This window comes from Paenibacillus sp. V4I9 (assembly GCF_030817295.1).
Lineage (GTDB): Bacteria > Bacillota > Bacilli > Paenibacillales > NBRC-103111 > Paenibacillus_E.
Genome location: NZ_JAUSZE010000001.1, coordinates 6237546 through 6251443 on the forward strand (window position 1 = coordinate 6237546; position 13898 = coordinate 6251443).

Annotated in this window: 12 protein-coding genes; 9 read left to right on the forward strand and 3 right to left on the reverse strand. The window is 46.2% G+C overall.

Going from position 1 to position 13898, the window contains the following annotated elements:
* Positions 1–780: an RNA polymerase sigma factor SigI gene (gene sigI, locus QFZ81_RS28735; RefSeq protein WP_171693012.1), complete on the reverse strand. Its 780-nt coding sequence runs from the start codon at positions 778–780 to the stop codon at positions 1–3.
* 196 nt (positions 781–976) lie between these two features.
* Between sigI and QFZ81_RS28740 the strand changes: the two genes are divergently transcribed.
* Positions 977–1618 carry a helix-turn-helix domain-containing protein gene (locus QFZ81_RS28740; RefSeq protein WP_307439051.1) on the forward strand — a complete coding sequence of 214 codons (642 nt, stop codon included), beginning with the start codon at positions 977–979 and terminating at the stop codon, positions 1616–1618.
* On the opposite strand, the gene QFZ81_RS28745 is transcribed toward QFZ81_RS28740, so the two are convergent.
* Positions 1589–2218, reverse strand: a complete 630-nt coding sequence (locus QFZ81_RS28745) for a hypothetical protein (protein WP_307605565.1) — start codon at positions 2216–2218, stop codon at positions 1589–1591. The genes QFZ81_RS28740 and QFZ81_RS28745 overlap by 30 nt on opposite strands.
* A 180-nt stretch (positions 2219–2398) precedes the next feature.
* Between QFZ81_RS28745 and QFZ81_RS28750 the strand changes: the two genes are divergently transcribed.
* A complete protein-coding gene (locus QFZ81_RS28750) occupies positions 2399–3172 on the forward strand; it encodes a LytR/AlgR family response regulator transcription factor (RefSeq protein ID WP_307439047.1) in 774 nt (257 codons plus the stop codon).
* 63 nt (positions 3173–3235) lie between these two features.
* On the opposite strand, the gene QFZ81_RS28755 is transcribed toward QFZ81_RS28750, so the two are convergent.
* Positions 3236–3658 carry a hypothetical protein gene (locus tag QFZ81_RS28755; protein WP_307439045.1) on the reverse strand — a complete coding sequence of 141 codons (423 nt, stop codon included), beginning with the start codon at positions 3656–3658 and terminating at the stop codon, positions 3236–3238.
* A gap of 215 nt (positions 3659–3873) precedes the next feature.
* On the opposite strand from QFZ81_RS28755, the gene QFZ81_RS28760 reads away from it, so the two are divergent.
* The 7 genes from QFZ81_RS28760 (at position 3874) to QFZ81_RS28790 (ending at position 13766) form a co-directional block, all read left to right on the forward strand.
* Entirely contained in the window at positions 3874–4380 is a 507-nt protein-coding gene (locus QFZ81_RS28760) for a DUF4912 domain-containing protein (RefSeq protein ID WP_307605566.1), read from the forward strand.
* 9 nt (positions 4381–4389) lie between these two features.
* The gene (locus QFZ81_RS28765; protein WP_307605567.1) at positions 4390–7257 is read left to right on the forward strand and encodes a 1,4-alpha-glucan branching protein domain-containing protein; all 2868 of its coding nucleotides are present in this window, start codon (positions 4390–4392) and stop codon (positions 7255–7257) included.
* 118 nt (positions 7258–7375) lie between these two features.
* Positions 7376–9007 carry a sugar phosphate nucleotidyltransferase gene (locus QFZ81_RS28770; RefSeq protein WP_307605568.1) on the forward strand — a complete coding sequence of 544 codons (1632 nt, stop codon included), beginning with the start codon at positions 7376–7378 and terminating at the stop codon, positions 9005–9007.
* On the forward strand, positions 8934–9785 hold the full coding sequence (locus QFZ81_RS28775; protein WP_307605569.1) for a phosphohexomutase domain-containing protein: 852 nt from the start codon (positions 8934–8936) through the stop codon (positions 9783–9785). The genes QFZ81_RS28770 and QFZ81_RS28775 overlap by 74 nt, the downstream gene beginning before the upstream one ends.
* Before the next feature lie 72 nt (positions 9786–9857).
* A complete protein-coding gene (locus tag QFZ81_RS28780) occupies positions 9858–10070 on the forward strand; it encodes a hypothetical protein (protein WP_052228876.1) in 213 nt (70 codons plus the stop codon).
* Positions 10071–10191: 121 nt separating this feature from the next.
* Complete coding sequence (locus QFZ81_RS28785) at positions 10192–10746, forward strand: DUF4912 domain-containing protein (protein ID WP_307605570.1); 555 nt, start codon at positions 10192–10194, stop codon at positions 10744–10746.
* A complete protein-coding gene (locus QFZ81_RS28790) occupies positions 10743–13766 on the forward strand; it encodes a 1,4-alpha-glucan branching protein domain-containing protein (protein WP_307605571.1) in 3024 nt (1007 codons plus the stop codon). The genes QFZ81_RS28785 and QFZ81_RS28790 overlap by 4 nt, the downstream gene beginning before the upstream one ends.
* Positions 13767–13898 lie beyond the last annotated feature (132 nt).

Below are 13898 nucleotides of genomic sequence, written 5' to 3' on the forward strand. Positions count from 1 at the left end.
TCATTCTCGAATATGTAAATAATCTCGCAAGTAAGGGTAGGGTCCGTTAAAGATGAGAGCTATCGCAATCAAATACTTACGGTTTCGCTCCAATGTTTTTCTGGAAACCTGAACTTGCTCCAGCAGCTCTTTAATCGGCAGCTGCCGTTTCGTCAGAAGAGTACGCATAAGCTCTGCATCCTGTGCTAGCGTGCGGCCGATACCGAACAGCATTTGCCTGGAATCGTCGTGTTTAGGGGATGCTTCTGTCAATTCAGAGAAATCGATATCAAAATCACTTAAACATCGGCTAAAATCAATAATTTCACTTCGCCGTTCTTCAAGTCCCTTTTGCTTTTCATAAGCTTCGATAGCTTGATGAACCTCAATTGGATTGAGTAGGTTATCTTCATCATCTTCTTGATCGAAAGAGCTGTAAGGAATCTGTCCTTTGAAACGTTGTTCTTTGCGTAAGAAATCAATTAATCTCCTCCGCATGACCGTTTCTGCGAAGCCTAGGAAAGACCTTCCCATAACGGAAGAATACTGATTAATTGCTTCATTAAACGCTGCTAAAGCGATACTGAATTCGTCATCTCGTGCGGGGTCGATATATCGCTTGCAGAACCTACTTGTAACTTTAGCCACATAGGGCTGGTAGTCAGCAATAAATTGATTCCTAAGTCGTAGGTCTCCTGCTTGAATTTGATGTATGGTAACCTCAAGGGAAGAGGCATGCGGTTCACTTTGTCCCTGGGATTCCTTCTTTCCAAGAAACTTTTTGAATAGTACCAGTAGCACCGTTCCACCTCACAGTATAGTAGTTTCGTCCCTATGTATAACAATTCGGGGGGTACAATTGCATGTAATCTGAAATAAAAAGTAAATTTATTATACCATAGATGTCCAATTGGGCACCTAATGGCAAATAAAACCTAAAGTACGGTTTCAATTTAACATTGAATCCTTTACAATTAAGGGATGGGAGGTGTTTCATTTGGAACCCGGCAATCACTTTGGTAAGTTTCTCGAGACGTTACGAGGTAAATTGTCCTTGCGTAAAGTTGCAAGTAAAAGCGGCTTGTCTCATGCCTATATTAGGGATCTAGAGCTCGGACGTAATCGTACCACGAATGATGTCATCAAGCCATCCCCTGACACCTTGAGAAAGCTATCACAAGCATACCAATACCCTTACACAGATTTACTCATAAAAGCAGGATATTTAGAAGAAGCCTCGTCTTCGCAAACTTCTTTTCAAATCCATTTAGATAATGTATGGTATGTTGAGTTTGGTATTAAATCGATACAATATGTTTCGCCTGATGGCATCATGGAAGAGAACGTTGAATCTCTTGTGGCGTTCACGAGTTTCATAGAAGCATTAACGGATCACCATTTTGTGAAATTGGACATGCATCTTTTCGTCAATCTGAACAAAATAAAAAAGTATGCCCCCTCAGAAGGCAAACTTTATTTTAATGATTATGAAGAAGGTCCTAGTGTCACCATTGCCGCTATGCCGCAAAAGAAATATCACCAGACTCTTCTTGAATGTGAGGCTCGCAATACAGGGTTTGTTGTGGAAGCTGAATCTAGCCCCCGGCATTCATCTTTGAAAGCCAAGTTCCTTACCTAGCATGACATAGATGAAGAGAACAGTTGCCATACCTAGCATTTGGATCGGCATCAGCGCGCTTAGCACGCTATCCGGATAGGAATGACGGTATGTGATTCCAATAATAACAACAACAATAAAGAGATAGAAACCAGCATTTTCTCTAGTCAGCGGTATTCTTGTATAATTTGATAGAAAAGTAAATCCGAGCCGTTGTTTATGAATGGCAAGAAGTATGCCGCATTTCGCCATAACGGTCAAAAGTAATATCAAATTAGTCGTTAACGAGTCATCCTTGATATCTGTATAAGCAGCGAGATCGGTTAAATCACAACAAAAGAGGACAATCGTAGATACGATGACCGACAGAATATACCCGGATAATGCTATGATTAAAGTCGGTACAAGGCTAAATTTCCAAACCATCATAAGCAGTGTACAAATAATACAAACGTATAATAAAGGCCAATTGTCGAAATAAGCAACCATCGTTCCTGCGAGTGCAGCGAGCGTTATTTGTATCCAATACGGTTTCACTCTTTGTCTGAATAGTAATAATGCGAATAAAATCATAGGTACAAAATCAATACAGGTTAGGATAAATTTCACCCATGTAAACAACTACACGTTCCCTCATTTCTATGCCTGCTCTTAAGCGGCCTACCTATTTGAATCCACACCTAGAACTATACAAGATAACCGTTCTTTTGCCTTCAAAGTGGACTAAGTTGGCTGTTTCTGAGCATAAGTTGACAGGATGCATAGGGCCCATGGGTGAGAGGATTGGAGTGCGATGAACGTATGGGACACCGTTTCACAGTGGCCATCGTGGAAGATAACTATTGGGCAGGTAAATTACTCGAAAGCTATAGCCAACAATGCGGGTTAAGAGTCATCTCAATCGTTTCTGAAGGCGAACAATTTATACAATTATACGATCAGCTTCAGCCTGACATTTTGCTAGTGGACATTGGATTGGAAGGGAATTTAGATGGCATCACGATGGTACAATCCTTGCGAAGCGCTGGATATCAGCAAAAAGTCATTATGGTTAGCGGAACGACGAATATTGACCATGTTTTAACGAGCTTTCATGATCTAGGATCCCTCTACTTTCTATCCAAGCCAGTGATGCTGCCAAAGTTTCAAGCGGCTATTCGGAAGGCCATTGCGGAGATTCAACTAGAACGCAGTCAATTAGTACAAGCACCGAAGCCTAGAACTACAACGTGGATTACTGTCAAAAATCAAAAATCAGAGCTGCCGATATCCGAAGACTCCATTCTCTTCATTGAGAAAGAAGATAAGCGTTTGACCAGAATCCATCTCATGAATGGAGCACATATGGAATCCAGTACGAATTTAACGGATATACTGGCCCAGAGCTCCCCTCATATGTTCAGTCCATTCAAAGGTTTTCTAGTCAATTTGCGCCATGTGGTATCGTATGTGAAAGAAAGTGGATTCCCCACTTCGAGAAGATTTCTAATTCATTTGAATCATACGCCTGTTAAGGTTCCACTAAGCAGGAATTTACAGAAGGATTTTGCGAAGCTTCTGCTTGAACTTCAATAAATAATAAAAAAATAGCCACCCCTTTTCAGCTAGGAACAAGGGGTGGCTTTATCAAGGAAACCTCTACGAATGCTTGGAGGTTTTTTTGTTTTTCAGTTTATCCCGGCGTACACTCAGCATTTTCAATCGTTTCTTAAGCTGATCTTCCCATTCATTATCGCCAATAGATTTCGCGACCCCAAGCAGATCAAGGGCCATATCAATTTGACTGCGTACTATATCTAAAGGCTCTTCGCCCTCATGGTTGACACAATTATCATGCAATAGATGATCCTTACCATCTACATATTCCGTAAAATCAACCTCAGGAGCACCGTCTCCGTGAGCATATTCCGCTAGTATTTCGTATTCGTTCTCCACCAGATAGTGAACTTCAATGCGATGACAGACCGGGCAAAAAAGAATGGGCACATTGTGAATTTGTGTACGAATGTGCTTCAAGGTACCTTTCGTTCCAATCATACTGGCTCCACAACAAAAACTCATGAAAAACCCTCCCTTAGAGCTTTCCGTTAGGAAAGCTTGCATCGTAAGCATAAACTTCTTAACCCGGATTAGTCCAATATATTCGCCAGAAAAGTTTGAAATTCCTTTTTTTTAGGACAGCTAGATTTTAACAATCTACGCATATTTTTCTTTGGAAAAGCGAATGCTTTTAGAGTGATAAGGTAGTAAATAGCATTAGAAAAGAGGAATTCACCTTGAAGGCATTACCTACCGCAGGGTTCGAGGTTCCCGATCGGTATAACAAGGACATACTCCATCTTATGATCGTGGATGCACATTCGCTCTATGTTTATTGGGAAATTAGCGATAGGCGGAGATGGCTTGTTTCTCAGCATTTTGAATGCGACTATGCATCAATGCCCAAAGTGATACGTTTGTACGATGTTAACAGCTTATATTTCAATGGCAGTAATGCACATGGATACTGGGATGTAACAACGACGTCTGAAGCTAACAATTGGTATCTTCATCATCTAGGTGCAGGCCGTACCTACCTTGTAGATATTGGCACTTACACCTGGGAGCGCGAGTTCATTCCTCTTCTTCGTTCCAATAGCGTCGTCACACCTAACGATACCGAAACCAAATGGGGAGAACCGATGCAAACGGTTGTACTAGAAGCCCATGCCGAACGTGTCTACAATCGAATCAAACCATATTTTTTTGAAAATATACAAGCCTACTCTCCCTATGTGAGGTGACGTTATCTCTTGATCAATCGCATCAAACCGAAGCCAGAGCTCAAGGGATATTTGGTTCTCATGCTGCATGCTCATCTTCCCTATATTCGTCATCAGGATCAGAATGACAATTTGGAAGAACAATGGTTCTACGAAGCCATGACGGAAACGTATTTACCCCTAATTGAAGTCATGAATCGTCTAACAAGTGATAAGATAGATTTCCGCTTGACCTTCTCCATAACTCCGACTATCTTGTCCCTGTTTAGCAAACCATACTGGCAAGACAAATATCACGCTTACCTTAGTAAGCTTATTGGGCTAGCAGATAAGGAACGGGTTCGGTTACAAAACAAGCCTTCTCTCCTCCCTCTGGCCGCACATTATGCAGAACGATTCCGTGATCTTCTTACGCTATATGAAAGCTGCAAAGGAAATGTCATTGCGACATTCAAACACTATCAAGATTTAGGCCGTATTGAAATTGTTACATCGGCCGCTACGCATGGATTTCTTCCTCTAATGAAAACAGAAGAGGCAATAAAAGCACAGATTATGACGGCTGTTCGGGATTATGAACGTTATTTCGATCAAAAGCCTCGCGGCATCTGGTTACCTGAATGTGGCTATACGCCTGGTATTGATCGCATTTTGAAGCAGGCTGGGATCCAATATTTCTTCACTGATTCCACAGCAGTCGCTTTCGCTTCACCGCAGCCGGCTCGAGACTTGGCTGCTCCGCTCATGACCCCCTATGGGGTAACTGCCTTTCCTCTGGATCCGGATTCCACCAGTCAAGTAAGGAGTGCCGAAAACGGCTACCCAGAAGACTTCAACTACCGTGAATACTACAGCGACATTGATCCGGCAACAGGGTTTAAATATTACCGCAACACAGGCAAAGGCAGCCACAAGGAGCCTTATCAACCAGAGCGGGCCCTAGAAAAAGCAGCTGAACATGCGGATCATTTCCTGGCAAATCGCCAGAAGCAGGCTGCTCACTGGGAACGCTGGCTGGACCGCAAACCCGTCATCGTATCACCATATGATGCGGAGCTATTTGGACATTGGTGGTATGAAGGTCCGAACTTTCTTGAGCTGCTTTGCCGCAAAATGTTTCTTGATCAGCAAACGATTAAGATGATTACACCTAGTGAATATCTAGAGGAATATCCACTAGCCGCTGTCGGAAATTTGAACGAATCTAGTTGGGGACGTAATCACTCCGCCGAAATATGGCTGCAGGGACATAACGACTGGATTTATCGTCATCTGCATCAAGCCGAAGAACGTATGATCGAGCTCGCAACAAAACATCAGCATCTCTCTCGCCATGGTAAATTAAGCGCCAGTGTTCTGAAACGGGCTTTGAATCAAGCTGCAAGAGAATTCATGCTAGCTCAAAGCAGTGATTGGGCGTTCATGATGGACGCACTGAGCGACGTCGACCATGCCATTCGCCGAACGAAGGATCATCTAGGCTGCTTCCACCATCTTTGCGATCAGGTGGATCGGGAACAGGTTGACGAGGTACTATTTACCGATTTAGAGGAGAAAGACAACTGCTTTCCAGATATCCAATTTCAAGATTACGTAAGCATACAGCAGCTCTCCCCTATCCCTATTATTCCAAGCTTGAAGGAATGGGAAACATTACTGGAGGAAACTAAACACCGTCCGAACGTATTCATGCTTGCTTGGGAATACCCGCCCAAACATGTCGGCGGCTTATCTAGAGCAGTCCATGAGCTATCAGAAGCTCTTGTCGCTCGCGAAGAGATCGTACATATCATCACAACCTCCTACGATGGTGCGCCGAGTTTTGAGAAGATGAATGGCGTTTATGTACATAGACTCCCTGTTAACCATTCCGGTGATACTCACTTTTACCACTGGACGTTCGAAATGAATCTTGCCATGACTGATCATCTTGTTAGATGGAAAGAAAATGGCGGGCGAATCGACCTTTTGCATGCGCATGATTGGATGGTTGCTCATACAGCAAGAGAAATAAAGGCAAGCTACAGCATCCCTTTAATAGCCACGATTCACGCTACAGAATGGGGCAGAAATCAAGGAAATCTATACTCCGACCTGCAGCGTAAGATTCATCATTTGGAGTGGCAGCTGACTTATGAGGCTAATCGTGTTTTTGTCTGCAGCTCTTATATGAAAGAGGAAGTAGGACGTATATTTAATCTTCCATCCGATAAAGTGAGTGTACATCCGAATGGAATTCGGATTCAAAAACCAAACATAGAGACGATGAATCGACCTGATTTCGTGGCAAAGCAAGACAAGGTCATTTTCTTCATTGGAAGGCTTGTTTATGAAAAAGGCATTCAAATCCTGCTGGAAGCTCTGCCGAAAATCATTTCACAAGTCCCGCAGGCTAAGCTCATTATCGCTGGCTCTGGGCCTATGGAAAGTGAGCTTCGCTCCCAGGCAGCCTTTTTAGGAGATCGCGTCTTGTTTACCGGCTTTGTTGATGATGCTTATCGCACTCAGCTTTATCAATCTACAGATGTTTGTGTGATTCCGAGCTTGTACGAGCCCTTCGGTATCGTAGCGCTGGAAGCCATGGCCCACCGGAAACCTCTGGTCCTCTCCGATACAGGCGGTTTAGCTGAAATAATTAGGCATGGTGTGGACGGCTATAAGGCTCTCCCAGGTCATGTCGATTCATTAGCTTGGCACATTACGGATATGCTGCTGCAGCCAAAGCAGGCTGCCAAGATGGCTGATAGCGCCTACCAACTGCTTCAACAGCACTACCAATGGAGCCATATCGCTCAAAATATCCAGAATGAGTACCAGAAGCTTACCCACTATCAACCTGCCATGCAGGTTAAAGCAACCCCTCAAGGTGAAGTATTTGGTGAGAAATCATACAAATAGCTGATTGACGTTCACTTTACCTACAACAATTACGGGAAAACCAAGTTTTCTACGAAAACTCAGAGCTAATGCTTACGATGCTAGTTTTGCTAAAGCAAAACTCTAAGGAGGTACCACAATGAAGGCTGTCATTATGGCCGGAGGCAAAGGAACGCGGCTTCGTCCCCTTACTTGTCATCTCCCCAAGCCCATGGTGCCTCTTCTCGGTAGGCCCTGCATGGCCTATATCATTGAATTGCTCCAAAATCACGGCATTCATGACATAGCAATCACTATGCAATATAAACCTGAAGTGATACGCGACTATTTTGGCAGCGGACAAGCTTTTGGCGTTAATCTCCATTATTTTGAAGAAACAAGTCCCCTAGGTACAGCTGGGAGTGTCAAACATGCGCACGAGTTTCTCGACGATACTTTTATTGTTATCAGCGGGGATGCATTAACTGATTTTGATTTGAAGCAAGCACTCGCTTTTCACAAAGAAAAGCAAGCTAAAGCTACGTTAATCCTAACTCGTGTCAGCCATCCTTTGGAATATGGTGTTGTTATCACCAATAAAGAGGGGCAAATTACTCGTTTTCTAGAAAAACCAAGCTGGGGTGAAGTGTTCAGTGACACGGTAAATACAGGTATTTATATTTTGGAGCCTGAGATGCTGGAACGCATACCACTGGGGCAAGAATTTGATTTCAGTCAGCAGTTTTTCCCTGCCTTGCTCGAAGAAAACAAAGGGCTCTATGGATATATCAGCTCTGGATATTGGACGGATATTGGCAACCTGCAGCAATATCGTCAAACCCAGTTTGACATGCTCGATGGGAAAGTGAAGCTCGATATTCACGGAACACAGATCCGCCCCGGTGTCTACATCGCGGATGATGTAGAAACGAGTGCTACCGCCCGTGTGATCGGACCTGCTTTTATTGGGAAAGGGAGCAGGCTGGAAGACGAAGTAGAAATCGGCGAATACTGCATCATTGGGCAAAATAATCGACTCTCCAAAGGGAGCAAATTAACGCGAAGTGTGCTGTGGGACCATAACCATATTGCTGAGCACAACGAATTGGCCGGTTCCACACTGACTAGTCGGATTATTTGTAAAGAGGCATCCTATTTGGGGGATGGCTCGGTTGTCGGCAACCATGTGGTCATCGGTGCGAAAAGCCGCATTGAACCCAACGTTAAAATTTGGCCCCATAAACAAATTCGTGATAAGACACGGCTTCATACCTCCTATATTTGGGGAGATAACGCAACCAAAACGTTATTCAAGACAAGCGGTGTAAGTGGTATTCCTAATCTAGATTTAACACCGGAATTAGTCACTAAATTCGCCACAGCATATGGAGCAACTTTGGCCTCCGGCAAAACGCTCATGGTAAGCTGTGCCCCCCATACGTTCACTCGTTTATTAAAGCGTACACTGACAGCTAGTCTGCAGTCCGTCGGAACCCATGTCATCGATTTGGGGGATTGTTTTGCACCTGCGTCTACCTTTGCTATTCGTCATTTGGGTGCTGCCGGTGGAATCCATCTCGAATGGTCCGGCAAAGAGAACGATGTCTGCAGTCTTGTCTGTTTGGACGCTGAAGGACTGCCTATTCCGAAATCAGCAGAGCGTAAAGTGGAAAACAGCTTTTGGCAAGAAGATTATGGACGGGCCTCTATGAAGCAGATTGGCAGTTACAAAGAAGAAGTACACTGGTTGCCAAACTTATATACATGCTTTGGCCCAAGAAATCGCATATGAACGTGATCATCAGTTTGCATCCCCTCTTCGCATCGTCATTGAAGCGAGTTCTTGGCTGCAGCCTTTCATTGTTCCATTTTTCGAAAAATTGGGGCTTGAAGCTATCCATGTTACATCTACAAGTATGCAGGACCCGCTTCATGTCTTTATCCCACTATCTGGTGCGAGTCTCGGTTTACGTGTTCACGATGATGGACGAACTATGCAGTTAATAACGGAAAAAGGCGTGCTCATAGACAGCGACTTACAAACCGTTTTCCTCTATCTTTGTTACCTGCACAGCCGTCCAGGAGCAACCATTGGTGCTCCCGTCAGTGCACCCCAGCTTCTAGAAAGCATGGCCGAGGGGCTTGGCGGGAAGATCGTTCGTACGAAGGAATGGTCACGAGCCATCATGGAAGCTACACAAGAAGCGAGGATTCATCCCTTGTTCGATTCTCTCTTTGCCATTGGCCTGGTGATTCTCCATTTGGAAAGAACCGGCATTCCGCTCTCGGATCTGCTTTCCTTGTTTCCAAGCTTTCATCTTCTTCGTGATCGTGTTGATTGTCCTTGGGATTCCAAAGGAGAGGTTATGCGGAGCATGATGGAACGGACGAAAGATGTACCTGCTGATCTAATCGATGGAATTAAGTTTTATCATGAGAATGGGTCGGTCCTGCTGCTGCCTGATGCCGATGATCCTGTCTTTCAGCTCGTAGCGCAATCGGCGGATCCTGAGCTTGCTGAGCGGCTTGTCCATTCCTATCGTGGACACATTCTAAACGCACTTGGGTAAGCATATTTATAGTATTGATGTATCCGATACGTGGTATCCGAAGTCTACGATGAAGGGGAGAGCGGCGTGAATATGATTCCAAGCGTTTCTAGACAGATCGCTTTTGTGCAGTATGACGATCAATCCTCGAGCATGACCGTGCAATATCATACCGGTTTCAAAGCATCTTATACCAATGTCAAACAGGATGAATACCTTTTGATATTTTCTTCGGTGAATCGGTACGATTCCTTAATGAGACTTACGGAAAACCGGTACATGGAAGGGCAAAATCCAACCAAGTAAAGGATATACATGTGATCTCCCCCTTTTAGATAAGGTGGAGATTTTTCGTTTGTATGGTGCATATGCTACAATGTTGCTCAAGATCCTTGCAGCTTATTTTCCATAACTACCCTGAGAAAAGGTGAGTCCGATACCTATCCAAGCACTCCCTGTTGATCCTATGGATCGGGATACACTTCATTTGCTAATCCAGTCCCCGACTGTTCTGTTTGCCTACTGGAAGCTCTCTGGAAGAAAAAAGAACATGGTACAGGAACATTTCGATACAGACTGGCAGGCGCTTCAGCCTACATTGCGATTTTATCATGTAACCGATCTACCAATAGATAGCCACCAAGCTGACAGTGTCTCAGAACTTCTACTTCCCCATGGAGAATCATGCTTTCTGAGCGGGTTTCACCCAGGCCAAAGTTACTTCGCGGATCTTGGCATTGTGAATGAACAGGGGCAGTTTCTCCCGCTTCTGCGTTCCAATACGATTCAGACTCCCCCCATAGATACAAATCAAGAATTTCCTTCTCACCAGATGAATGATCAACTAGTTACATACCGGCCTATTGCCGTTTCCTTTCAGCGAATGACGCCTGAAGCTAATGAGCATTTCTCTGCCTATTCGGTGTATTCACCGAAGACCGCATACTCAGCAGATACGGAATCTGGAGGCGATACTGATTGAGCACAAACACAAACGCCAACGCGAACACCAGCTCCAATGTACAAGGTTTCGTTGCCTTGCTTTTACATGCCCATATCCCCTATGTTCGACATGAGGAGGAGAACATCACCCTAGAAGAGCGATGGTTCTTCGAAGCCGTTGTCGATAGCTATCTTCCTTTGATCGAAATGATAGAACGGCTTCTTGAAGATGAAGTGCCCTTCCATCTCACATTGTCATTGTCCCCGACGCTGCTTGCCATGCTCGAGGATTCACGTTTAAAGATGAGGCTTCGCAGGCATCTGACCTCGCTGTGTGAACTGGCTCAGCGAGAAGTTATTCGTCTGTGGGGTCATGCCGACTTCGGTCCTACGGCGAAGCTCTATGCCGACCAGTATCATCGGCTTATGGCTTTGTACGATCGCCTTCGGGGCGATCTGATTGGTAAGTTCCGCAGCCTAAGAAGCACTGGCTGCTTAGAATTAATAACGTGCGCCGCGACGCATGCGTTCTTGCCGCTAGTCAAGAACGACGCCGCGATACGCGCGCAGCTTGAAGCCGCCGTCATGGAATTCCGGCGGCATTTCGGGTCCGCTCCGGCTGGCATCTGGCTGCCGGAGTGCGGCTATACGCCTGCGGTGGAGCCCCACCTGCAGGCACTTGGCCTTCGCTACTTCGTAGTGGACGCCCATGCGTACGCGCAGGCTGTGGTAACGCCGCAGATGCAGGGCACAGCGGGGACGCCGCTGCGTACGCAAAGCGGCGCCTGCGCCTTTGCTCGGGACCTCGAAGCCGGCGCTCAGGTATGGAGCGCCGAAGTCGGGTACCCGAGCGATGCCAATTATCGCGAGTATTATCGCGATATCGGCTACGACCTCGGCCAAGACGGCGGGGCCGAATGGGAGTACTTGAAGCCCTATGTGCTGCCGGACGGCGCACGCATACATACGGGCTTCAAGTACTACAGCGTCACCGGCGCAGCCGCAGGTGACGCCAAAGCGCCCTACCACCCGGCGCGGGCCGCTCAGAAAGCTCAGCAGGATGCTGAGCATTTCGTCGCTAGCCGGGTGGCGCAGCTTCGCCGCCTCGCTGAGGAGCGCGAGGCGTTAGCTTTGGCCGCCGGCGACCGCGAAGCGCGGCCGGCGGAACCGCCAGTCATCGTATGTCCATACGATGCCGAGCTGTTCGGGCACTGGTGGTACGAAGGCCACCAGTGGCTTGAGGCTGTGCTGCGCGGGCTCGCTGCCGCGCGCAGCCTTGAGGGCGTAGTCGTGGACACGACTACGTTAGGCGGCTATGCCGCCGCCCATGCGCCGACCACGGAAGCTAAGCTTCCCGTGTCGAGCTGGGGCCGCGGCGGCTACGCCGAGGTCTGGCTGCAGCCGCGCAGCCAGTGGGTACATCCGCTGCTGCACGCGGCGGAGGATCGTATGGTGCTTGCTGCGCAAAAGCACCTGAACCCCGAGCTGCTCACGAAGATGCAGCAGCGTGCACTGGACCAAGCCGCGAGAGAGCTTATGCTCGCGCAAAGCAGCGACTGGACGTTCATCCTAGATGCGGAAACGGTAACCACCTATGCGGCTAACCGCATAGAAACGCATTTATCCCATTTTCATAAATTACTTAACGGGCTAGAAGCAGCAGCTTCAGACAAAGAGCTGTCCGAATTCGTGTTTTCCTTAGAACGGAGATCCCCCTTTCTACCGGAGCTCCATTACCGTCTTTTCCAAACTAGCCCTTCAATAAGTTTGAATAGCTCTTTGGATAGTACTTCATTCAAATTCTCATCCGATGGCAAGTCCACACCTCTGCGTATTCTTATGCTCGCATGGGAATACCCGCCGCGTGTAATCGGTGGTCTCGCCAGAGCTGTTTACGACTTATCTAAGCATCTTGCTGCCTTCGGCCATGACGTTCATGTCATTACGTGTCTTGCTCCCGATTGCCTTCCCTATGAGCGGTCTGATGGGGTGCATATTCATCGTGTAGAGGTTCTCCAGTCCACTGGAGCCACTCACTTCTTGGATTGGGTCTTTCAAATGAATATGGCTTTCACCGATGCCATCCACCGCTTAACTTTACAAGGCATGCAATTCGATATCATTCATGCTCATGATTGGCTTGTCTTTTATGCAGCCAAAGAATCCAAAAATGCGCTTCAACTCCCGCTCCTTGCAACGATCCATGCTACCGAGTATGGCCGAAATCAAGGGAAGCTGGATACCCCGGTACAACAACGGATACATGCATTAGAAAATAAGTTAGCCGACGAAGCCGATCAGCTCGTTGTCTGCAGCCTTTATATGCAGGAAGAAGTCATTCGCCTATTTCATGTACCTATCCATAAAACGACTCATATACCTAATGGTGTTATTCCTTTTCGTGCATCTGCTAATTCCCTTGAAACTGTTAATCCGCTTCTTTCTAATGCTCTTTATAGTGGTGATGAACAGAATCGAATTATTGCCTTCCTCGGGAGGCTTGTTTATGAAAAGGGCGTGCATATCCTCATAGCCGCCATGAGGCTTGTTCTTAAACGTTACCCCGAAACTAAGCTGATTATCGCGGGTACAGGACCTGAGCTTGAAGCATTAGAGAGACTGGCTGCTCCGTTAAGTGACCGGCTCAGCTTTACAGGATTCCTAGATGAGGCCGACAAAAGTCAGCTTTTGCTTTCCGCGGAGCTTTGTGTAATTCCAAGCCTCTATGAGCCATTTGGTCTTGTAGCCTTGGAAGCAATGGCAAGCGGTACACCACTCATCGTATCGGATACGGGAGGTCTTGCTGAGATTGTCGATCATGGCATTAACGGTTGCAAAGTGCCCCCGGGCGATGCAAATGCACTAGCTTTTCAGATTGCCCAATTTTTAGAAAAGCCTGACGACGCAACCGAACTCGCTGCGGCCGCTTTGAGCAGAGTCAGCGAGACCTTTCATTGGGACCAAATCAGCACGTTGACAACGGAAGCTTATGAAAAATTGATTCTCCTTCACCAACAGAGATCAGGTATATTCCCCAACCAGAAGGAAATAATGAAATAATATGGATAACTATGCCAGTATGTAAGCGTGACCAGTGGGAATTTTCAGATTTTTTTCAAACAATCATTGATTCCTTGGTAATAATTAGGTAACCTATTGGCAAGCCCTGTGCTACTATGTCCTAGTTACTAG

What these genes read in the sequence shown, in the direction of transcription:
- QFZ81_RS28750 (WP_307439047.1), top strand. Translation starts at nt 2,399, where the DNA reads ATGGGACACCGTTTCACAGTGGCCATCGTGGAAGATAACTATTGGGCA.
- QFZ81_RS28755 (WP_307439045.1), bottom strand. Translation starts at nt 3,658, where the DNA reads ATGAGTTTTTGTTGTGGAGCCAGTATGATTGGAACGAAAGGTACCTTG.
- QFZ81_RS28770 (WP_307605568.1), top strand. Translation starts at nt 7,376, where the DNA reads ATGAAGGCTGTCATTATGGCCGGAGGCAAAGGAACGCGGCTTCGTCCC.
- QFZ81_RS28780 (WP_052228876.1), top strand. Translation starts at nt 9,858, where the DNA reads ATGATTCCAAGCGTTTCTAGACAGATCGCTTTTGTGCAGTATGACGAT.